Below are 19,347 nucleotides of genomic sequence, written 5' to 3'. Positions count from 1 at the left end.
GCGCGCCTTTATTCTTGTTCACGGCCTGTGCAGTTTCGCATTCGTCATACGAATTTCAAGCACCAAAAGACTTAACCGCCACATTTGACACGTTACTCTGCAAGGCAATCCACGCTTTGAGATTTGCACCCTGGCGCCCCTTGCGCCACATGAGCCATGTAGTGGCCGTGGCGAAACGGGCCTCGAGCGGATGGCACGCAACGCGGTCGCGCCCGGGCAAGCTATCCAGCATGGCCTTGGGCATCATGGCAACGCCACCGGCAATCACGCAGGCCAGCATGCTGTGATAGGACTCGATTTCCATGATAGGCCCCATGGCACCGCCTGTCGCCGCAAACCAGGCCTCCAGCCTCAACCGGTAAGAGCAACCGGTTCGGAACGTAAATACAGGACGCCCTGCCACATCGGCTGCTGAATGTACCGGAGGATGATCAGCTCCGGTCACGAGCACCATGGGCTCCTCGAACAGCGGAACGCCTTCCAGGCCGTCATGCCGGGCAGGCCCATCAACCAACGCAGCATCCAGCCGTCCTTGCAGCAATCCATCGATGAGCTCGCCGCTGGGACCCGTCTGCAGTTGCAGCTCTACACTGGGATACTGCTGATGGTAGGCCGCAATCATGGCCGGAAGATGAATAGCGGCAGTACTGTACATCGACCCCAACACAAAGGCGCCCGCCGGTGCACCATCCTGCACGGCCGCTCGGGCCTCGTCCGCCAAGGCGAATAATCGCTGGCTGTATCCCAACAGCACCGTACCTGCCGGAGACAAATGCAGCCGCTGACGCTCGCGCTCAAACAAATCCACGCCCAGCTTGTCTTCAAGCTGACGCAGGCGCGTCGACAGATTGGAAGGCACCCGATTTAACAGCTCCGCTGCACGGGCAATGGATCCTGTTTCAGCCACCGCCTGAAAAATGCGCAGTTCAGCCAGTTCCATAACCATTCTCTTTAAGTGAACAACCTATTCTTATTTATTCAGTTTTAGAGAACCTTAACAAGCCCTACCCTATATACATCAATCAAGAACCTACATAGGGACCACTCATGACCGCCCTGCACCGCCTGCTTGCCTGCCTGGTCGCCCTGTCCGTTGCGATGGGCATTGGCCGCTTCGCATTGACGCCTCAGCTTCCGCACTTGATTGCGGAAGGCCAGATAGACCTGACAGCCGCAGGCCTGCTGGCTGCTGCCAATTACCTGGGTTATCTGGTAGGTGCATTGGACGCCTTCTTTGCTCGCCAGACCCGCTTTCGGCTCGTTGCCGGCCTATGGTTATGTGTAGGGCTGACCCTTCTCTCGGTGTGGGCCGAAGGGTTCTGGCCCCACGCCCTGCTCCGCTTTGGCGCGGGCCTGGCCAGTGCCTGGGTGCTGGTGATGGTTACCGGGCTCAGCCAGGGCGTAGCGGCACAGGCAAACATGCCGAAACTGGGCGCACTGGTTTTTGCTGGTCCTGGCGTAGGGATCGTACTGAGCGGCCTGCTGGCCCTGGTCACCAATCTGAACGGCCAGGGTTCGGCAACCCTGTGGCTGATCTATGCAGCGGTGGCGCTGGTGATGACCATCGCTGTACTGCCAGCCCTGCCGCGGGCGACTACTGCTCATGCAGTTACATCAACCAAGCCGATCTCGCCACGCATGGTCCGCCTGACAGCCGCCTATGCTCTGGTTGGCATGGGCTATATCGTTCCGGCTACATTTCTTTCCCAGATGGCTACGGCGCGCTTCCACGGCGAATGGGTAGCTGATCTGTTCTGGCCTGCCTTCGGTTTGGCGGCCGCACTGGGTGTGGTGCTGGCCAGCTTTCGTCGCCAGCGGCCCGGTGCCACAAGACGTTGGCTCATCGCGACTCTGTGGCTGCAGGCCGCTGGCGTCTTGCTATGCCTGCTGCCCGGCATGAGCGCACTGTTTCTGGGTGTGCTGCTGTGTGGGGGACCGTTCCTGGCCTCCATGCAACTGGTGATGCAGCATAGCCGTGAGCTGGCTCCAGAAACGCCTCACCGCAATGCCGGTCTACTAACCGCTGCGTTCGCAGGCGGCCAACTATTGGGCCCTCTGCTGGCGGCTGTCAGCAGCCATTTCAGTGGTGGGCTTGGCCCGGCACTCTGGATGGCGGGTGCCGGACTGATCGTGGCCGGAGGGCTGATGCTGCAACCAGCCCCTCAGGCCGCAACGCAGCCTTCCGCCAGCTGAGTTTCAATCGTCTTCGTAATCTCCGTAGCGCTCGTCCAGCATGCGATTCCAGCGATCCAAAAGGCGCAGCGCTACAATCGCCAGGATGGCGATGACAATCTTGTAAAGCTGGCTGTACCAGTCGAAGTTGGCCTCGCCCGCATCTGCCAACAGGGCGCCAATAAGCCGAACGCTGGCAGTCGACAACTGCAAAAAGACGATTAACAGCAAGGCAGCCCGTACCAGTTGAGGGCGGAACACTGCAAAACCGGTGAACAATGCCAGACCGAATTGCAGGCCGCCATAGAAGACCTGGGTTTCGGTAACCGAGGCGGAGTCCATGAGCAGCACTCCGCTGGCATTGGTCATTTCATAGGGCCTGAACCAATAGGCCAGCGCCAGACCCGCCCAGACCAGTGTCTGAGCGATCAGAACCGCACGAGCAAAACGCGTATAAAACATCCCCTGTTCTCCCTTGGGGTGTAGCCGCATGGGCCAAACCAGACAGATCCATTCAAAAAGCCAGAGAGCAACGAGCCTTTTGAACAGTCCTTAACAAGTGGAAGCACTTTGCACAGCGAAAGACCCAATGCCTCCTGCTCTTCGAGCGGCCGTGAGTTTATGCTGCCTGTATGCCAACCCGAAAGAGACCTTTACATGCGCCGCCTAGTTCTACTCGCCGCTTTGCTCGGCAGCACAGTTCACGCAGCCGAACCCTTGACGATTGACGTATACCGCGATCCCAACTGTGGCTGCTGTAGCCAGTGGATCAAGCATCTGGAGGCAAACGGCTTTGCCGTTCACGATCACATGGAACCCAACATGAGCGAACTCAAGGCCCGGCTGGGTGTACCGCCACGATTTTCGTCCTGCCATACTGGTGTGATCGACGGAAAGTTTGTTGAAGGACACGTACCAGCCCACGACATTCTGACTCTTCGCCAGCGCCCTGAACTGCTTGGCGTAGCCGTACCCGGCATGCCCCTGGGTTCTCCCGGTATGGAGATGGGTAATCGGAAGGACGCCTATGAAGTGCTGGGGCTCAACACGGATGGCAAGGATGAAGTGGTGTCACGGCACTAACGGCCCATGTCCCTTTCATAAACAGTACAACGCCTCCTTTATTGGATAAGGATCTGCAACCCTATGGCTTCCGAGACGCTCGGCTCTCCTCCTCTGGTACTTTCCATCCAGTCCCATGTTGCCTATGGCCATGTGGGCAATGCGGCGGCAACCCTGCCGCTACAATTGCTCGGCATTCAACCGGTCGTCGTCAACACCGTGCAGTTTTCCAACCATACGGGGTATGGCGAGTTCAAGGGACAGGTCTTTCCCCCTGAGCATATCCATGATGTGCTTGACGGGCTGAGAGCACGCGGCATTCTCGCGCGCTGTGATGCGGTCCTGTCAGGCTATCTGGGCGACGCCGCTATTGGTGAGGTCATCCTGTCCGTGGTACAGGAGATCCGAAAGAACAAGCCGGGCGTGCACTACCTTTGCGATCCGGTGATGGGCGACGTAGGCCGCGGCGTCTTCGTACGACCGGGGATTCCTGAGTTTTTGCGTCGACGGGCCATTGAGCAGGCCAGCCTGATTACACCCAACCATTACGAGTTCGAGCTGCTGTATGGATCATCGCTGGCGTCGACAGAACATGCTATCCAGGCCGCTCGCGAGTTACTCGGCACGCCTGAATGCCCAGGCCCGGACACCATTGTTATAACGAGTCTGCGAACGCCGGATCTTCCACTCGACAAGCTCAGCACACTGGCGGTGACCGCTCGAAGTGCATGGATGGTACAGACCCCCTACGTTGAGCTGCAGCCACTGCCTAATGGCATGGGCGATGTGTTTTCGTCCGTACTGCTGGGGCATCTGCTGGGTGGGGTCAGTACGCCTGAAGCCGTGGCCAATGCCGTTAGTACGCTTTATGCCCTGGTGGCCCGCACTATACCGGGTAGCCGCGACCTGCCCTTGATCGCAGCACGCGATCAGATCATGTCCCCAAGCGAGCACTTTGAGGCGATACGCCTGACCACCTGAGCCCTCTTATGATAAAGCCCGCATCAGGCGGGCTTTATCGGCGCAACGCTATCATCAGGGATTTTTGCCCGTGTTGGCAGCCGGCCCCATGCCCGGTGTTGAGCCTGCACCTGTGCCGTTAGTGTTGCTGTCCATTCCCATGCCCGCTCCGGTGCCGGTATGGCTGCCCTGGCTACGGTGCGTGCCATGATCCATGGTGTCAGGCCCTGTCTTCGAACCGGTGCTGTTATTCATGCCATCCGGTGTTGTGGTCCTCGCGCCTTTGCCATTGTTGGGTGAACTGCCTGAGTCGGCACCTGGTGTCACATCATTGCTATTCACGCTGGGGCCGGGTGTTACCGGCTCGGTCGGGGATGTCGGATCGGTCGGGCCGGTTTGAGCAAAGGCAGATGTGGAAAGCAGACCTGCCAACGCTGCTATAGCGAGTTTCTTGTTCATCGGGCACCTCCTGGCTCTTGTATGTGTGTGCCTAGGGTTTGGCACTAGGAGACTCGGGAGGTGCAAGTGCAGCGACCAGCGGTCAGGGAATGATCCGCTCGGCCCGCAGGCGATTGAACAGGTCGATGAAGGATGCTCGGCTGTCGTGGTATCCCAGGAAGCCCAAATCTCGGCTCTTGGTCATGTCGTTCAGGCACTCGATTTCACGTCCCAGGTCTGCATCGCTGTGCCACCAGGAAGCCAACTTGCCTACGTCGGACTCAACGAGCTCATAGCGACGCGCCATCTCCTCCCATACCGGTCCAATGTCCTTCATCTGCTCTTCCAGCGGTTGACGCTCGTCCGGGCAGAGCGCGGCCTCCAGCCCGAAAAAGTCCGCGATCTGTGTCCACATCCAGCGCCAGCGGAATACATCGCCATTGACGGTATTGAGCGCCTGGTTCTGTCCGCTGGGCGACAACGCTGCCCACTCCATCTGGCGCGCCAAAAGGCCGGCATCGGTGATATCCGTCAGGCCATTCCATTGCACCTTCGAGCCTGGGAATACGAAGGGACGTCCGGTCTCTTTGCAGATGCTTGCATAGATAGCCAGGGTCACGCCCATGTTCATGGCATTACTGCCACGCGCCATGCCGATCATGCTGTGAGAACGGTGCACGCTCCAGCTGAAGCCGCGGCGCTCGGCATGTTCAAAAAGGATGTCTTCCAGCGTGTAATAAAAGTTCTCACCCGGCAGACGGGGATGCTCCTCGCGGAATGGCGTCTCGGCGGCATTCTGACCATAGCTTTCGAATGGGCCCAGGTAGTGCTTGGTTCCTGTTACCAGCGCCACATGCTGAAGAGGCGCGTTTTCCAACGCCTTGCAGAGGTTGCGCATCATGGCACCGTTGGCCTCGACATTCTCTTTCTCGGTGTCGCGGCGGGTCCATGTACAGAAGAAGGCATGGGTAATGGGGAGATCCTTCAACGCGGCGGTCAGCGACTGCTCATCCAGCAGATCACCGGTCACAGGAATGACACCTTCCTGGTTTGAGGGCTTGCGAGCCAGGCCATACACCGTCCAGCCACTGGATATCAACACATTGGCCAGGTTGTAGCCGGAAATCCCTGTCACACCAACAATGAGCGCTGTACCTTTCAACATGAATATTCTCCACAATGGGGATGCCGGGCATCCGCATGAAACAAAGATGAGTCGCGCCGATTACCGGCTTGGCATGAGCCGTTGCGTACACGTAGCCTTGTGGACTCACCAACCCTTGTTAGGAGCCCCTATGTCGCCATTGGTTTACTGGCATGTGGATGTTTTTGCGAATCGTCCGCTCGCGGGTAATGGGCTAGCCATCTTCCCGGATGCCTCGGGCCTGCCTGTCAGTACGCAGCAGAAACTGACCCAGGAGCTGCGCCAGTATGAATCCATCTTTCTTGAGCCACGGGCGCAGGCAAATACCTTTGGTGCACGTATTTTCACGATGGAGGAAGAGCTGCCTTTTGCCGGCCATCCGCTGGTTGGGGCCGCCGCCCTGCTCCACCATCAGCACGGGCAGGCCGAGCAGGAGACCTGGCGGATCGAGCTTTCGGAAAAAACGGTTACCCTGATGACTCACCGCGCCGCAACAGGCTATTACGCCGAGATGGACCAAGGCCTTGTCCAGTGGGGATGCCCGTTGGATCAGGCGCAGAGCCAGTGGTTTGCTCACGCCTTTTCACTACGACTGCGAGACCTTGATGCTGATTACCCGCCCATGGTTGTCAGTACCGGGCTTCCCTATCTGATCCTGCCGGTCAAAGGTAGCCAACTGGGCCGTGCGCGGATCGCAGCGCAGGATCTGGAGGCGCGTTTGCACGGTATTGGCGCGGCATTCGTATATGTGCTGGATGTAGAACGTAGCGAAGGTCGCAGCTGGGATAATGCCGGCCTGGTAGAAGACATTGCGACAGGTAGCGCAGCGGGTGCAGCAGCGGCCTATCTGGTCCGCCACGGCTGCCAAGGCACTGGAAAGCCCTTCGTTATTCATCAAGGCGGTTTCACCGGGCGCCCCAGCCAGATGGATGTCTCTGTAGATGAACAAGGTGCCGTACGGGTAGGTGGACATGTTCACCTGCTGTCTCGCTCCGAGTGTGTGGTCGAACTGCGCGATCGCCAAACGGCTGAGGGCTCGAGTCACCACGTTTCGTAACATTTTGGCGCACTCTGCCAGACGCCCGTGGTCTCACCCACAAAGCGTTCAAGCGAGGCGATGAGATGGATTGGGGTAAAGGGCGGCGTAGCGACAACGTTGAACAGGCCACCGGTGGTGGCCGTGGGCTGCAAATCGGCGGTGGCCTCGGTGTTGGCGGGGTTCTGCTGGTCGTGGTGTTCAGCCTGGTGACAGGCCAGGACCCGCTCCAGGTACTGAGCATGGTGACAGGTTCAGGCGGCGGGGCGCAGGTAGCCCAGCAAACCCAGGCGCCGGACGCCAACTCCAAACAGGTGGATTTTGTCCGCGCCATCCTGGGCGACACCGAAGACACATGGGGCGAAATCTTTGCAGCCCATGGAGAACACTATCAACAGCCCAAGCTGATTCTTTTCAACGGTCATGTGCAATCGGCCTGCGGCTCCGCCAGTGCCGCAACCGGCCCGTTCTATTGTCCGGCTGACCAGCAGGTTTATCTGGACCTTTCCTTCTTCGATGAGATGGAGCGCCGCTTCTCGGCAGCCGGGGATTTCGCCCGTGCCTATGTCATTGCCCATGAAATCGGTCACCACGTGCAGGACCTGGTCGGCACTACGGAAAAAATGCAGGCTGCTGAGCGCCGTGGCATGCCTGCCCAAGGTGCGCAGGGGTTATCCGTTCGCCTGGAACTGCAAGCCGACTGTTACGCCGGCGTTTGGGCAAATCATGCCCAGAAACGCCTACACTGGCTGGAGCCCGGTGATCTTGAAGAAGCCATCAACGCAGCCCATGCCATTGGTGACAACCGTCTCCAGGAGCAGGCTCAAGGGCGCGCCGTTCCCGACTCGTTTACCCACGGCACCTCCGAACAACGGGCCCGCTGGTTCAGGACCGGATTCGACAATGGTGCGGTAGAGCGCTGCGATACGTTTACAGCGTCTCGTTTATAACCTTGCAAAGGCGGGCACCCGATCGATCGGATCGGTACCCCTCTCTCAAGCCCGCGCGATGCGCTGCGCCAGTGCGAAACAGTCCACGGCATGATCATCAGCCAGCTCTGGCCAGGTATTCTCCGGTGCGTTGACCAATACCGTACGCGTACCGGCTGCGCGGCCACACTCCAGATCAATTCGATGATCGCCGACCATGACCACGTCGCTCGGCTGCACCTGCCAGCGCTCGATAAAATGCTGCAGCCCACCTGGATGCGGCTTGGGTGGCGCCTCGTCTCGCCCAAGCACTTCCGCCCGATTGAAACACTCGGCAATACCAATAGCTTCCAGCGTTACGTAGGCCAGCTCCTGAGCATTACGGGTCAGGATACCGATCCGGCAGTTGCGCGCGCATAACGCCCTGATCAGCTCAACCGCCCCCGGGGCAGGCTTGGAACCCATAGCCAGCTCCCGCTCATGCTCGAGCAGCCAGGCATGCTTGGCCTTGCTGTCCGCCTCGGGCAAGGCGGCCAGGTAATGGAGGATATCAGCCTCAGGTGGTATCTCCAGGGCACGCCGAATGGCTGCGAAATCATGTACGGCAACCGTCAAGGTACCGTCCATATCAAATACCCAATGGGTGTAGTCACAAAGGTTCATGGTCTTCCTAAGTCAGAGATTGGGGAACTGCGCCGCACCTCTTTCCGTCAAGACAGTAGGTACTTCTTACGCAGGCGATGAGTTCGCAATGAAGACGACAGTACACGCACTTTTGTTCGATGTGTTCGGCACCGTAGTCGACTGGCGGGGCAGTTTGATCGCCTCACTTGAGTCCTTTGGGGAGAAAAACGGCCTTAAAGCCGACTGGCCTGCCCTTGTCGATGCCTGGCGAGCTGAGGCCTACGGCCCGCTGATGGATGAGATTCGCGAGCGAACGCTACCCTGGACGCCGCTTGACGACCTGCACCGTGTGGCGCTTGAGGAACTGCTGCCCCAATACGGACTGGTTGGCCTGACCAAGGCTGAAGTGGACTGGATTCATCGCCTCTGGCATCACCTCAATCCCTGGCCGGATGCCGTTCCCGGTCTGACTCGACTCAAGCAGGGCTATAGCATCAGCGCCTTGTCCAATGGCAACGTTGCCATGCTGGTCAATATGGCACGCCACGCCGGCCTTCCCTGGGATATGGTATTCGGCGCGGATCTGTTCAATCACTACAAGCCTGATGCCGAATGTTACCTCGGCGCCTGCACCCTGCTGGGCCTTGAACCTGAACGAGTCATGCTGTGTGCGGCCCATAACAATGACCTTCAGGCAGCCAGTGAGCTGGGTCTGCGGACGGCCTTTATTCAGCGCCCTCTGGAAAAAGGACCAAAAGGTCCGATCGAACAGCCAGCCGACGGCTGGGATCTGGTTGCCAGTGACTTGCAGGATCTGGCCGATCAGCTAGGAATGAAAACAACAACCCACGAGGATGAACCATGACGCTGACCGTTGCCCTGATCGCCCCAGGCTCCATGGGCGCTGCTGTGGGCCGCTATTTGCGCGATCACGGCCTGGATGTCTGCACCACCCTGGCTGGCCGCAGCGTGGCTACCCGCGAGCGCGCCGCAGCGGCAGGGTTGCGGGAGGTCGAACAGGAACAGCTGGGTGAAGCCGACATTCTACTCTCCATTGTGCCGCCGTCCGAAGCCTTACCGCTGGCGCAAGAGCTGGCCCCCATTCTGGGCCGCATGAAAAAGACCGTTTATGTAGACTGTAACGCTATTGCTCCAGCCACCGTCGAGCAGGTCGGTCAGACCCTTACCGATGCAGGATGCGCCTTCGTCGATGCGGCCATCTTTGGCACGCCTCCTTCGCCTGAACGAACGTGCCCCTCGTTCTATGCCTCAGGCGAGCATGCCGCGCGATTTGCCCAGCTCAACGACTATGGCCTTCCGGTGAAGATACTGGAAGCACCCATCGGTGCCGCGTCAGGACTTAAGATGAGTTATGCCGGTATTACCAAGGGGCTGACCGGCCTTATCGCTGCCATGGTGCAGGCTGCCGAGCGCAGTGGTTCCGGCCAGGCATTGCGCGATGAACTCAAATGCAGCCAGCCGATGCTTTACGAGTGGGCTAACGAGAAACTGCCCGACATGTACCCCAAAGCCTACCGTTGGGTAGCAGAAATGGAAGAGATCGCTGCCTTTGCGCAAAAAGACCGTCCCAGCGAGGCACTGTACCTTGCCATGGCACAACTCTATTGGCGCCTGGCCGAAAACCGGGCAGCCGGCGCCGGAAACGATGTGGCAGAACTGGAAAAGTGGCTGGCGCGTTGAAGCAGTGGATTAACGGCAGCGCCGACGCTGATTACGTTGCCGGTTGTGCCACATAGCTAAGCACAAAGGTTACGACGCCACACGCATCCAGAGGCTCATCGCGACCGTAATTGATTGGGCGCGCCTGACGATGCCCACCCAACAGCAGGCGACCGCCCTGGTTATCATGCGTGAGTCGGCGTATTTCATACTGGCCGTTCACATCCATGATAACCAGATGCCCCGGTCGGCATTCTACTGCCCGATCGATAATTAGCCGATCTCCCGGATAGATCCCGAACTCAAGCAGGCTTTCATCATCCACCATCACCACCCAGATTGGTGACTCGCCCAACCCCACCAGCCTATCCAGCGAGATGGCGTTTTCTTCCCATTGACCCGCCGCAGACTGAAAGCCGCTGATCCGCAGAGAGTCCGCCTCGGGCAATAAATGGCGAAGCCGCTCGCTTCGCCCTAGTACGGTAATCGACATACCTGATGACCCAGATAACTGTATATGCGTACAGATACCAGAGCAGCAACCTCAGGTCAATCAAAGACTTAAACCGCAACCCAATGATCCAGATCTACCGCGCGATAACGTTGCAAGGGAGCCTGATAACCATGTGGCTTGATAGGGTCAGGCGTTTCGACTTCCTTGAGCAGGCTTTTAAAGTCCTTGCGGTGATCCACATCCGGCATGGGCACAGCAGCCAATAGCCGCCGCGTATAAGCATGTTGCGGATTTCCAAGCACCTGATCACGCTGACCGATTTCAACGATCTGACCGCAAAACATGACCGCCACACGATGACAGATACGCTCGACCACTGCCATGTCGTGGGAAATAAAGACGTAGCTCAGCTGATATTCCCTCTGCAAGCGCTCCAGCAGATCGAGCACCTGTGCTTGTACGGACACATCGAGCGCCGATACGGACTCATCCGCAATGATGACCTTGGGGTTGAGCGCCAGCGCACGGGCAATACAGATACGCTGCCGCTGTCCGCCCGAAAACATATGCGGGTAGCGCTCCATTGCCTCAGCCGGTAAGCCAACCTGATCCAGCAATTGGGCGACACGCCTCTTACGGGCCGCAAGATCGCCTTGTCCATGAATAAGCAAAGGCTCGCCTACGAGATCCAGGATTGTCTTGCGCGGATTGAGGGAGGCGTACGGATCCTGAAAGATCATCTGGATATCTTGCCGCACCGGCTTGAGCGCATTGCCGACAAGCCCATTCAACTCCCGCCCCATGAGCTTCACGCTGCCCTCGTAACTCAGCATGTTCATGAGCGCTCTGCCGGTCGTGGACTTGCCGCAGCCGCTCTCCCCTACGATTCCCAAGGTTTCGCCCTGGTGCAGATTGAAGCTTACGTTTTCCACCGCGTGAACGTTGCGAGCTTCCTCGAACCAGCCGCCCCGCAGCGGAAAACGCACGGTGAGGTCTTGAACCTCCAGCACTACTGGCTGCGTTGCTCGCGATTCAGGTTTGGCGGCTGTGCCCAGTACCGGCACGGCCGCCAGAAGCTTTTGCGTATACGCCGCCTTGGGCGTCCTGAAAAGCTCGCGTACCGGTGCCCGCTCCTCCATCACGCCCTGATTCATCACCACGACCTCATCGGCCATTTCCGCCACCACGCCCATGTCATGGGTGATCATTAACAGCGTGGTGCCAAACTCGTCCTGTAACTCGCGCATGAGTTCAAGGATCTGGGCCTGAATGGTGACGTCCAGGGCTGTGGTAGGCTCATCAGCAATCAGCACCCGCGGACGGCAGAGCATCGCCATGGCGATCATTACCCGTTGCCGCATCCCGCCGGACAACTCGTGGGGATATTGCGTAAGGCGCTTTTCCACCTGGGGTACACGCACCGCGTCGAGCATTTCACGGGCACGCTGCCGCGCCTGACCACGACTCACCGCCTCGTGCCGACGTACCGTCTCCTCCAGTTGCTGGCCGACGGTCATCAATGGGTTGAGCGACGTCATGGGCTCCTGAAAGATCATGCCGATGTCCTTACCCCGGAGCGCCTGCATCTGCCGCTCGGGCAGATCCAGCAGATTCTGTCCCTCGAAAAGGATAACGCCGCTGGGCAATCGCGCCATCTTGGGCAGCAACCCCATGATGGCCAGCGAGGTGAGGGATTTACCACTGCCGGACTCTCCGGCGATACACAGGGTCTTGCCACTGTGCAGGGCAAAGCTGAGGTCATTCACGACGCGCCTGCTGCCAAACTCGATGGACAGGTGCTCGACCGACAGCAAAGGCCGGGGTGTCTCGGCAGTCATGGCATTACCTCAGTTGAAGACTACTTTGGGGAAGTAGAACGAGACCACCCAGTTCGGCATGTCCACCACTTCACTGATTCGCAGATCACCGCAGACCGAGCACAGCATGTAGGCTTGCTCGGCCGGCATGCCGTGTTCACGGCAGAGCCAGTCGATTGTGCTACTCACCGCCTGGCGAGCCGCATCCATCAGGTCAGACGCGACACCAGTAAAGGCCTCGTACCCCATGGCATCCAGGTGACGGGTTACCGGCCCTGGCGTACTGAAGCGCGGTGCGGCCAAGGGAGTGGACTTGATAAGGTCCAGCTTCACCACCACGTCCATGGCGCTCTCGATGGCCGTCCCGCAGACCTCACCGTCACCTTGGGCTGCATGGGTATCCCCTATTGAAAACAACGCCCCCTCCACTTCCACGGGCAGGTACAGGGTAGTGCCGGCGGCCAGATCGCGGATGTCCAGGTTACCTCCCACGCGACGGGGCGGGACGATCGAATGCGGCCCTGGCGCAGCCGGAGCAACGCCAAGGGTGCCTGCAAACGGCTTGAGCGGGACCTTGCCGAACTGTCCGAACGCGGCGGGTGCCAGGCTCTCCTTATCGTAATGCCACAAGGCCAACGCCGGTTCCTTGAACTGATCGGCCAACAGGCCAAAGCCTGGAATATTCGCAGTCCAGCCAAAGCCGCAAGGCTTGAAGCTGTCGATCGTCACCTTGAGCACATCACCTGGCTGAGCCCCTTCGACAAAAATCGGCCCGGTAACCGGATTAATCTTGTCGAATGGCATCGTGGACACGTCGGCGACGACCGAATGTGCGTTGAAATAACCGTTAGAGGAGTCATGGCACTGAAACTCCAGTTCGGTTCCGGGCGCTACCCGAGCCGTTGGCTCGAAGCTGTTGTCCCAGCCAAAATGGCTGTTGATGCTATGGATCGTTTTAACCAAGCAGTTCTGGCACATTCACTTCACCCAGATGTAGTCGTAGTTGACGGGGACGTGGACAGGGTCGACATACAGCGCATCGTCACCTCCCATGCGAGCAGATCGCACGGTAAAGCGCTGCTCGTTGAAGATCGGTACCCACGGCGCATCGGCCATGACATCGGTAAAGATCTTTTTCCATAAGGCAATCCGCTCGGCCTGCTGCTCGGGTTTGGCCATCGAATCAGCCCTTTTCGCTTCGGCATCCAGCGCCTTGTTGCAGTACAAGGCCCAGTTCCAGCCACCCGCTACCGCCCCCTCGCACCCCAGGATCGGGCCGTAGAAATTCGATGGATCGGGGAAGTCGGCGATCCAGGCCATACCGCCCGACCACACCATAGGTGCCTTGTCTTTCTCGCTACCTGCCGCAATCACGTTGGCCTGCGCCAGCGACTTGATCTGTGCACGAATACCCACCTTGGCCAGGTCCTGTTGGATGGACTGGGCGATACGTGGCTGCGGGTCGGTATTCATCACATACAGCTCGGTATCGAAACCGTTGGGAAAGCCTGCATCGGCCAGAAGCTTCTTGGCGCCCTCTACATCGTAAGCATAGCCCTTGAACGCAGCGTCATACCCGGGCATGGCAGGCGGCAGTGGCTGGTTAGCCGGCTTGGCGCGACCATTGATAATGCGAACGATCCGGTCCTTGCTGATCGCCATGTTTACGGCCTTTCGAACCTCAAGTTTGTCGAACGGAGGCAGCGTGGTCTTCAGCGTGAGGTATCCCGTTTGCAACTGGTCACCGATGACCATCAGCTCCTTCTGCTGCGGGTTGTTCTTGAATTGCAGGAATTGCGCGGGGGGCACACCATCCCCGGCGATGTCCACTTCACCCTTTTGCAGACGCATCAGGGAGACCGTCGGGTCCTGGCCGATCTCGAACTTGATGCTATCCAGATACGGTACGCCAGCATGGAAGTAGTTCGGGTTCTTCTTGAAGACCAGCTGCTGGCCCAGCTTCCACTCCGCCAGCTCGAAGGCGCCGGAACCTACCGGATGTTTGCCGAAATCAGCGCCCCACTGTTCGACCGCTTCCTTCGGAACGACCGAGGCGAAGTTGATCGCCATGATGTGCAGAAAGGTAGCGTTGGGCTGATTGAGCCTGATCTTGACGGTGTATTCATCAGGCGTCGTGACCCCGTTCAGCGTCTGGCTCTTGCCAGAAGTCATGTCCTCATAACCCTGAATAGACGAGAAGAATCCTGCTCCCGGACTCTGGGTTTTCGGGTTGACGGCCCGCTCCAGGGAATATTTCACGTCGCTGGCCTTCAACTCGCGGCCATTATGGAATTTGACACCTTTCTTCAGCGTAAAGGTGTATTCGGTGCCGTCATCGGAGACGGTGTACTGTTCAGCCAGTGACGGGACCAGCTCCGTCGTGCCGGGCTTGTAGTCGACGAGCCTGTCAAACAGGCTTTTGATCATGGACCAGTTCTGCCAGTCGTAGCCAATGGCCGGATCCAGCGTCGCCACATCGTTCTGATAGGTGATGACCGCCTCGCCGCCCGTCTTGGGTTCGGCCGCCAGCAGGTTGCCAGCGAACAGCGTAGCCGCAATGGCCAGGGATAAAGCGTTCCTTCTCATGCTCCTGCCTCTTTTTAGATGTCGTTAGTGCTTTTTCACATCGATACGCGGATCAACCAGCGGAATCACCAGATCAGCCAGCAGATTGCCCATGACAATCGCCACGGCCGAGACGGTCGTAACGCCAACAATGACGGGAATGTCCACTTGCTGAATGGCCTGCCAGGCGAGCTGACCGATGCCAGGCCAGCCGAACACTGACTCCACGACCACCAGCCCACCCATAAAAATGCCGATATCGATTCCGATCATCGGAATGATTGGAACGATGGCATTAGGGAGCACATGGCGGAACACCACACGCAGACGACTCAGCCCCTTGGCCCGCGCCGTCCGGATAAAGTCCTGATGCAAGGCCTCGATCATGGAAGAGCGCACCATCCGCGAGTACCAGCCGCTCCCCAGGAGCCCCAGTGTCAGAGCAGGCAACAGAATATGGCGAAACTCGCCATACCCGCCCATGGGAAACCAGCCAAGCTTTACAGCAAAGAAGTACAGAAAAAGCATGGCGGCGATGAACTGGGGGGACGACACGCCTATGAAGGAAAAGGCCATGAGCAGGCGGTCGGCAAACGAATCCCGCTTGAGCGCGGCGATAACGCCCAGGCCGATCCCGATGATCAGCTCGAACAGGATGCCCATCCCCATGAGCTGCAGCGAAGGCACAAGACGTGAGCCAATCAGCTCAGAGACCTCCGAGCGCTGGATAAAGGAGCGCCCCAGGTCGCCGTGTAACAGCCCTTTCAGGTAGTTGAAGTATTGTTGGTAGAACGGTAGATCCAGCCCCAACTGATGGCGAATGTTCTCGACCACCTCGGGTGTCGCGCTGCGCCCGGCGATCTGTCGCGCCGGATCGGCCGGCAGCATGAACAGGAGCAGATAGGTAATCAGCGTAACCCCTAGCAGGATCAGCAATGCGTACGCTACTCGGCGGGTTATGAAGGTCAACATCAGCCTCTCCCCTTCAGCGTCGGATCAAGGGCATCGCGCAACGCGTCACCGACCAGATTGAACGACAGCGACAGCAGTACGATGGCCGCCCCGGGAAACAGCACCAGCCAGGGCGCTGACGTAAAGTAGGTCTGGCTTTCAAAAATGATGTTGCCCCAACTGGGTGTTGGCGGTTGAACCCCCACCCCCAGAAACGACAACGTAGCTTCCAGCAATACGGTAGTGGAGATGCCCAGCGTGGCCCAGACCAGAATCGTAGGTACCAGATGTGGCAATAGGTGGGAAAACAGAATGCGCATGGAGCTTGCACCCAGGGTACGCTCGACCTCAACGAAATCCCGCGCCGACAGCGCCACGGTTTCCGAATAGATCACCCGGGCGATCTGCACCCAGTTCACCATGGCGATGACCAGCGCCACAATCCACACGCTGGGCTGAAAGATGGCCGCCAAGGCGATGGCCAGCAGTAACGCTGGAAAGGCCATCATGAGGTCGGTAAACCGCATCAGGGTCGTTCCGAGCCAACCGCGTATGAAGCCCGCCGCAAGGCCAACCAGCGTACCGATCAATACGGCGAGTCCATTGGCCAGCACGCCGATGAATAACGAGGTTCGTGCGCCATAGAGCAGACGCGACAGCAGATCACGGCCCAGCAGATCCGTTCCCAGGTGATACGTCGCGTCCGGCGGTAATGGCGCACCTTCCAAGGTCAGCCCCTCGATGAACTGCTCGGAAGGATCATAGGGCGCCACCCAGGGCGCCAGTACAGCCAGCAACACGATTGCCACAATGAACAGCAATGCGATCACGACGGAGGGCCTACGATACAAGGTGGCTACGCCCGTCATGAGCGAGCCTCCCTTGCATCCTGCCGATGCGCCTGGGTCAGATCCAGGCAGATCTCTTCCAGGCTCCGGTTGGTTTGCATCGAAAGGTGACGGATACGCTCGTAGGCCTGCGTTTCCGTGACGTCCAGCTCGACCATCAGCCAGGCCAGCGCCTGAGCCACGAGGGGGCGGCTGTCCACCTTGTCTTGCAGACCTACGACTTTCTGCTGCTCATCACGCAGCCGGTCGCGCAGCCCGATGGCCATCATCAGCGTGGTGTAAACCGAGCCCTGCGTGATGGGCTTGTTCAACATGGCAGTTGCGCCTAACTCCAGCGCACGCTGAATTTGTGACAGCGTCTCGTGCTGGGTCAGTGCGATGATCGGCAGAGCGCGCCTATTCGCCTCGGCCAACAGCACGGGGCTGGCGAACTGATCCAGTTCCACGACCAGCGCCAATACATCATTCAGGCCGGTTTCGGCATCCTGCGCCACGACCGATGCCGCAACACCCAGACGCTGCAGGCTTTTTTGCAGACTCGCCTGGGCGCGTTCATCACAATCCACCAGCAGCAAACGGGTATTCTCGAAATCGGGACGCTTAAGCAGAGTCATTTGACGATCCTCAAATGGCGGGACGGTACGGCATGCCGCCGGGTACGAAATACGCTGAGGTCAGTCGCCGTCAGGTACGGGTCCGCCTCACACAATGCGGGCTCGACATGCCGGATCACGAATCGCTCGTCTTCAAGCTCGGCGATGTAGCACGGCAGACTGGTGTGGTTATTGCGGGGCGATACCTGTAGGTCGCCCAACGCTGTTTTCACCGGTGCGGCATACAGGGCTTTACAGACTTCGGCTGGTTTATCGTTGCCGCCTCTCTGGCAGGCCTCCGCCAGCAGATACACTCCGGCGTAGGTACAGGCGTAATAGTGTGAATAAGGGTGCGGCCCATGCCGACGGCGTTGGCGCAAGCTGAACACCGGGTCCACTGCCTCGAAGTAAGGACCGCAGGAAAACAGCCGCAAGGCCTGCATGCGTCCGAGCTCGGCCAGCTCCCCTTCGGTAAAGTTGCAGCTGAGCACCGGCAGGCGCATATCACGCTCGACGCACACCTGGTCCAGCTGCTGCAAAAAGGCATAAGAAGATTCGCCAACCAAGTTGTTCAGTACGAACGTTGGCCGACTGGTGAGTAAACTCTCGATCACCTCGCCGAACGCAGTGATGCCCAAGTGGAAATACTTCTCACCGCAAGTGACGCCACCCGCTGCCTCCATGATCTCGCGGGCAATACGGTTGCTTTCCCAGCCCCATACGTAATTGGAGCCAATCAGCATGGCTCGGTCACCAAATGCCTCGATGGCAAAACGCAGCAGGGGAATCAACGTCTGGTTAGGACAGCCCCCAAGGTATAAGACATTTTCACTGCTTTCGAACCCTTCATAAGGGCATGGAAACCAGAGCAGACTGTTGCGCTGCTCAAGATCAGGGATGATGTCCTTACGGCTGGCCGAAGTGATAGGCCCGAAAATGTGCCGAACTCCCTGTGCATGCAGCTCAGCCAGCCCTTCACTGTAGCGCTCTGGTCTACCTTCGGGGTTGAAATGATGCAGGCGAAGCTCAAAGTCCAGGTGACCGCTTCCATTAAGCTCGGCAATGGCATGCTCTGCACCCGCTAGGGCATTCCGGCCCATACGCCGGTAAGTGCCGTCGGTAGAGAATAAAGCGCCAATCGATACCACCTTACCGTGCATTTTTTCGCTCCAAAAAAAAGCCCGAACAGGTGTCGTGAAACACGTGTTCAGGCTTCGTTACCCGGGCGCATCGGGGCGCATAAAGAGTCAAGGCTTACAGGCACATCGCCATGCTTTGTGAAATAGACAAGAAAAAATAATGCCAACTCTCCATCTACCAGGGAACAAGGGCTCTAGCTCGCGCTCTAACCGCTTGCTTCCTCTGATGATGCGCACCACTTTCAGGCATGATCAGACGGGAAGGCCCTGTTTCGGAGCGTTTCCATACTTGGAAAGTGTTTCGAAAGGCCCCACTCATTGGGGCTGACAAATAACGCAATACATTAAGAATAGGTGACAAGACCGTTTAGGCCTTATATAAATAGGGCTTAGCCTGATGGCCGTTCAGTAATCTTTTCAACTTGGCCATCGACTCGTGCGGTCAGTAGCAATACACGCTCGCCCTGAGCTTGTATCAACCGCCTTGACTACAACAAATAGTGAAGATTTAAATAAAGTGACGAAAGAAGAACTTCGCGCCGAACTGGAACGCCAGGCCCAGCGCTTTCAAAACATCTATGGTGGTGAAATCACCACATACGCGGCTCAATCGACTCCTGACCGTAAACCCTGGCGGAAACGTCCCAGCGTCATGGACAAGGTCTACGAAGCGGAAGTGCAGAAGATCGCTGAACAAAAAGCTCATTCCGAGCAGGACGTTCACGAACAGGAAGCCTGACCGGCACCTGTTGTCTACCAAGACTACGAAGGCGCTCACCGTCAGGTGATCACCTCACTTAATGACAAAAGAGGCATTGTCATGCCTCTTTTGTCACTGCCTTCACACTGATCCCTTTGCCGACACGCCAATGGAGCTGACGGCTACTCGACCTATTTCTATTTCCTTTAACCCGCCTGAACTCCCTATCAGGGCT

Annotated in this window: 21 protein-coding genes; 8 read left to right on the top strand and 13 right to left on the bottom strand. The window is 58.3% G+C overall.

Annotated elements, in window-relative coordinates:
* Window positions 1-55: 55 nt before the first annotated feature.
* Complete coding sequence (ptrR, locus tag JQR86_RS05635) at window positions 56-940, bottom strand: putrescine utilization regulator PtrR (RefSeq protein ID WP_434154466.1); 885 nt, start codon at window positions 938-940, stop codon at window positions 56-58.
* Window positions 941-1,047: 107 nt separating this feature from the next.
* Between ptrR and JQR86_RS05630 the strand changes: the two genes are divergently transcribed.
* Window positions 1,048-2,193 (top strand): YbfB/YjiJ family MFS transporter, encoded by a 1,146-nt coding sequence (locus JQR86_RS05630; protein WP_074824637.1) that lies wholly within the window; start codon window positions 1,048-1,050, stop codon window positions 2,191-2,193.
* 3 nt (window positions 2,194-2,196) lie between these two features.
* On the opposite strand, the gene JQR86_RS05625 is transcribed toward JQR86_RS05630, so the two are convergent.
* Complete coding sequence (locus JQR86_RS05625; RefSeq protein WP_407362113.1) at window positions 2,197-2,634, bottom strand: DUF4345 family protein; 438 nt, start codon at window positions 2,632-2,634, stop codon at window positions 2,197-2,199.
* Window positions 2,635-2,829: 195 nt separating this feature from the next.
* Between JQR86_RS05625 and JQR86_RS05620 the strand changes: the two genes are divergently transcribed.
* Entirely contained in the window at window positions 2,830-3,255 is a 426-nt protein-coding gene (locus JQR86_RS05620) for a DUF411 domain-containing protein (protein ID WP_407362114.1), read from the top strand.
* 63 nt (window positions 3,256-3,318) lie between these two features.
* Window positions 3,319-4,215 carry a pyridoxal kinase PdxY gene (pdxY, locus tag JQR86_RS05615; protein ID WP_407362115.1) on the top strand — a complete coding sequence of 299 codons (897 nt, stop codon included), beginning with the start codon at window positions 3,319-3,321 and terminating at the stop codon, window positions 4,213-4,215.
* A 54-nt stretch (window positions 4,216-4,269) separates the two neighbouring features.
* On the opposite strand, the gene JQR86_RS05610 is transcribed toward pdxY, so the two are convergent.
* Together JQR86_RS05610 and JQR86_RS05605 are read right to left on the bottom strand one after the other, a co-directional pair.
* The gene (locus JQR86_RS05610) at window positions 4,270-4,653 is read right to left on the bottom strand and encodes a hypothetical protein (RefSeq protein ID WP_219652620.1); all 384 of its coding nucleotides are present in this window, start codon (window positions 4,651-4,653) and stop codon (window positions 4,270-4,272) included.
* Window positions 4,654-4,735: 82 nt separating this feature from the next.
* Window positions 4,736-5,794, bottom strand: coding sequence for an SDR family oxidoreductase (locus tag JQR86_RS05605; protein ID WP_407363399.1), 1,059 nt, complete (start codon window positions 5,792-5,794; stop codon window positions 4,736-4,738).
* A 133-nt stretch (window positions 5,795-5,927) separates the two neighbouring features.
* On the opposite strand from JQR86_RS05605, the gene JQR86_RS05600 reads away from it, so the two are divergent.
* Both JQR86_RS05600 and ypfJ read left to right on the top strand, forming a co-directional pair.
* Complete coding sequence (locus JQR86_RS05600; RefSeq protein WP_407362116.1) at window positions 5,928-6,833, top strand: PhzF family phenazine biosynthesis protein; 906 nt, start codon at window positions 5,928-5,930, stop codon at window positions 6,831-6,833.
* A gap of 65 nt (window positions 6,834-6,898) precedes the next feature.
* A complete protein-coding gene (gene ypfJ / locus JQR86_RS05595) occupies window positions 6,899-7,762 on the top strand; it encodes a KPN_02809 family neutral zinc metallopeptidase (protein ID WP_434154465.1) in 864 nt (287 codons plus the stop codon).
* A gap of 45 nt (window positions 7,763-7,807) precedes the next feature.
* On the opposite strand, the gene JQR86_RS05590 is transcribed toward ypfJ, so the two are convergent.
* Complete coding sequence (locus JQR86_RS05590; RefSeq protein ID WP_010795230.1) at window positions 7,808-8,404, bottom strand: HAD family hydrolase; 597 nt, start codon at window positions 8,402-8,404, stop codon at window positions 7,808-7,810.
* An 88-nt stretch (window positions 8,405-8,492) separates the two neighbouring features.
* Between JQR86_RS05590 and JQR86_RS05585 the strand changes: the two genes are divergently transcribed.
* Both JQR86_RS05585 and JQR86_RS05580 read left to right on the top strand, forming a co-directional pair.
* Window positions 8,493-9,230, top strand: coding sequence for a haloacid dehalogenase type II (locus JQR86_RS05585; RefSeq protein WP_197871027.1), 738 nt, complete (start codon window positions 8,493-8,495; stop codon window positions 9,228-9,230).
* Window positions 9,227-10,066 carry a DUF1932 domain-containing protein gene (locus JQR86_RS05580; protein WP_434154464.1) on the top strand — a complete coding sequence of 280 codons (840 nt, stop codon included), beginning with the start codon at window positions 9,227-9,229 and terminating at the stop codon, window positions 10,064-10,066. Before JQR86_RS05585 ends, JQR86_RS05580 begins: the two co-directional genes overlap by 4 nt.
* 31 nt (window positions 10,067-10,097) lie before the next feature.
* Here the strand turns inward: JQR86_RS05580 and JQR86_RS05575 are convergent, their stop codons facing one another.
* The 8 genes from JQR86_RS05575 to JQR86_RS05540 form a co-directional block, all read right to left on the bottom strand.
* A complete protein-coding gene (locus tag JQR86_RS05575; RefSeq protein ID WP_010795233.1) occupies window positions 10,098-10,538 on the bottom strand; it encodes a S24 family peptidase in 441 nt (146 codons plus the stop codon).
* 68 nt (window positions 10,539-10,606) lie between these two features.
* On the bottom strand, window positions 10,607-12,337 hold the full coding sequence (locus JQR86_RS05570; RefSeq protein WP_434154463.1) for an ABC transporter ATP-binding protein: 1,731 nt from the start codon (window positions 12,335-12,337) through the stop codon (window positions 10,607-10,609).
* A 9-nt stretch (window positions 12,338-12,346) separates the two neighbouring features.
* Window positions 12,347-13,294 (bottom strand): acetamidase/formamidase family protein, encoded by a 948-nt coding sequence (locus JQR86_RS05565; protein WP_434154462.1) that lies wholly within the window; start codon window positions 13,292-13,294, stop codon window positions 12,347-12,349.
* On the bottom strand, window positions 13,295-14,902 hold the full coding sequence (locus tag JQR86_RS05560; protein WP_434154461.1) for an ABC transporter substrate-binding protein: 1,608 nt from the start codon (window positions 14,900-14,902) through the stop codon (window positions 13,295-13,297).
* Between the two features lie 24 nt (window positions 14,903-14,926).
* Window positions 14,927-15,853, bottom strand: coding sequence for an ABC transporter permease (locus JQR86_RS05555; protein WP_434154460.1), 927 nt, complete (start codon window positions 15,851-15,853; stop codon window positions 14,927-14,929).
* Window positions 15,853-16,701 (bottom strand): ABC transporter permease, encoded by an 849-nt coding sequence (locus tag JQR86_RS05550; protein ID WP_286787492.1) that lies wholly within the window; start codon window positions 16,699-16,701, stop codon window positions 15,853-15,855. Before JQR86_RS05550 ends, JQR86_RS05555 begins: the two co-directional genes overlap by 1 nt.
* Window positions 16,698-17,294, bottom strand: coding sequence for an ANTAR domain-containing response regulator (locus JQR86_RS05545; protein WP_239381272.1), 597 nt, complete (start codon window positions 17,292-17,294; stop codon window positions 16,698-16,700). The genes JQR86_RS05550 and JQR86_RS05545 overlap by 4 nt, the downstream gene beginning before the upstream one ends.
* The gene (locus JQR86_RS05540) at window positions 17,291-18,433 is read right to left on the bottom strand and encodes a transporter substrate-binding protein (RefSeq protein ID WP_074824670.1); all 1,143 of its coding nucleotides are present in this window, start codon (window positions 18,431-18,433) and stop codon (window positions 17,291-17,293) included. The genes JQR86_RS05545 and JQR86_RS05540 overlap by 4 nt, the downstream gene beginning before the upstream one ends.
* 496 nt (window positions 18,434-18,929) lie before the next feature.
* Between JQR86_RS05540 and JQR86_RS05535 the strand changes: the two genes are divergently transcribed.
* The gene (locus JQR86_RS05535) at window positions 18,930-19,151 is read left to right on the top strand and encodes a hypothetical protein (protein WP_037029664.1); all 222 of its coding nucleotides are present in this window, start codon (window positions 18,930-18,932) and stop codon (window positions 19,149-19,151) included.
* Window positions 19,152-19,347 lie beyond the last annotated feature (196 nt).

Source organism: Pseudomonas sp. JZ134 (assembly GCF_051027695.1).
In the GTDB taxonomy this organism is placed as follows: Bacteria; Pseudomonadota; Gammaproteobacteria; order Pseudomonadales; family Pseudomonadaceae; genus Chryseomonas; species Chryseomonas luteola.
Note: the sequence above shows the minus strand (reverse complement) of the source record. Positions and strands in the feature narration are given on the sequence as shown.

What these genes read in the sequence shown, in the direction of transcription:
- ptrR (WP_434154466.1), bottom strand. Translation starts at nt 940, where the DNA reads ATGGAACTGGCTGAACTGCGCATTTTTCAGGCGGTGGCTGAAACAGGA.
- JQR86_RS05630 (WP_074824637.1), top strand. Translation starts at nt 1,048, where the DNA reads ATGACCGCCCTGCACCGCCTGCTTGCCTGCCTGGTCGCCCTGTCCGTT.
- JQR86_RS05625 (WP_407362113.1), bottom strand. Translation starts at nt 2,634, where the DNA reads ATGTTTTATACGCGTTTTGCTCGTGCGGTTCTGATCGCTCAGACACTG.
- JQR86_RS05620 (WP_407362114.1), top strand. Translation starts at nt 2,830, where the DNA reads ATGCGCCGCCTAGTTCTACTCGCCGCTTTGCTCGGCAGCACAGTTCAC.
- pdxY (WP_407362115.1), top strand. Translation starts at nt 3,319, where the DNA reads ATGGCTTCCGAGACGCTCGGCTCTCCTCCTCTGGTACTTTCCATCCAG.
- JQR86_RS05610 (WP_219652620.1), bottom strand. Translation starts at nt 4,653, where the DNA reads ATGAACAAGAAACTCGCTATAGCAGCGTTGGCAGGTCTGCTTTCCACA.
- JQR86_RS05600 (WP_407362116.1), top strand. Translation starts at nt 5,928, where the DNA reads ATGTCGCCATTGGTTTACTGGCATGTGGATGTTTTTGCGAATCGTCCG.
- ypfJ (WP_434154465.1), top strand. Translation starts at nt 6,899, where the DNA reads ATGGATTGGGGTAAAGGGCGGCGTAGCGACAACGTTGAACAGGCCACC.
- JQR86_RS05590 (WP_010795230.1), bottom strand. Translation starts at nt 8,404, where the DNA reads ATGAACCTTTGTGACTACACCCATTGGGTATTTGATATGGACGGTACC.
- JQR86_RS05585 (WP_197871027.1), top strand. Translation starts at nt 8,493, where the DNA reads ATGAAGACGACAGTACACGCACTTTTGTTCGATGTGTTCGGCACCGTA.
- JQR86_RS05580 (WP_434154464.1), top strand. Translation starts at nt 9,227, where the DNA reads ATGACGCTGACCGTTGCCCTGATCGCCCCAGGCTCCATGGGCGCTGCT.
- JQR86_RS05575 (WP_010795233.1), bottom strand. Translation starts at nt 10,538, where the DNA reads ATGTCGATTACCGTACTAGGGCGAAGCGAGCGGCTTCGCCATTTATTG.
- JQR86_RS05570 (WP_434154463.1), bottom strand. Translation starts at nt 12,337, where the DNA reads ATGACTGCCGAGACACCCCGGCCTTTGCTGTCGGTCGAGCACCTGTCC.
- JQR86_RS05565 (WP_434154462.1), bottom strand. Translation starts at nt 13,294, where the DNA reads ATGTGCCAGAACTGCTTGGTTAAAACGATCCATAGCATCAACAGCCAT.
- JQR86_RS05560 (WP_434154461.1), bottom strand. Translation starts at nt 14,902, where the DNA reads ATGAGAAGGAACGCTTTATCCCTGGCCATTGCGGCTACGCTGTTCGCT.
- JQR86_RS05555 (WP_434154460.1), bottom strand. Translation starts at nt 15,853, where the DNA reads ATGTTGACCTTCATAACCCGCCGAGTAGCGTACGCATTGCTGATCCTG.
- JQR86_RS05550 (WP_286787492.1), bottom strand. Translation starts at nt 16,701, where the DNA reads ATGACGGGCGTAGCCACCTTGTATCGTAGGCCCTCCGTCGTGATCGCA.
- JQR86_RS05545 (WP_239381272.1), bottom strand. Translation starts at nt 17,294, where the DNA reads ATGACTCTGCTTAAGCGTCCCGATTTCGAGAATACCCGTTTGCTGCTG.
- JQR86_RS05540 (WP_074824670.1), bottom strand. Translation starts at nt 18,433, where the DNA reads ATGCACGGTAAGGTGGTATCGATTGGCGCTTTATTCTCTACCGACGGC.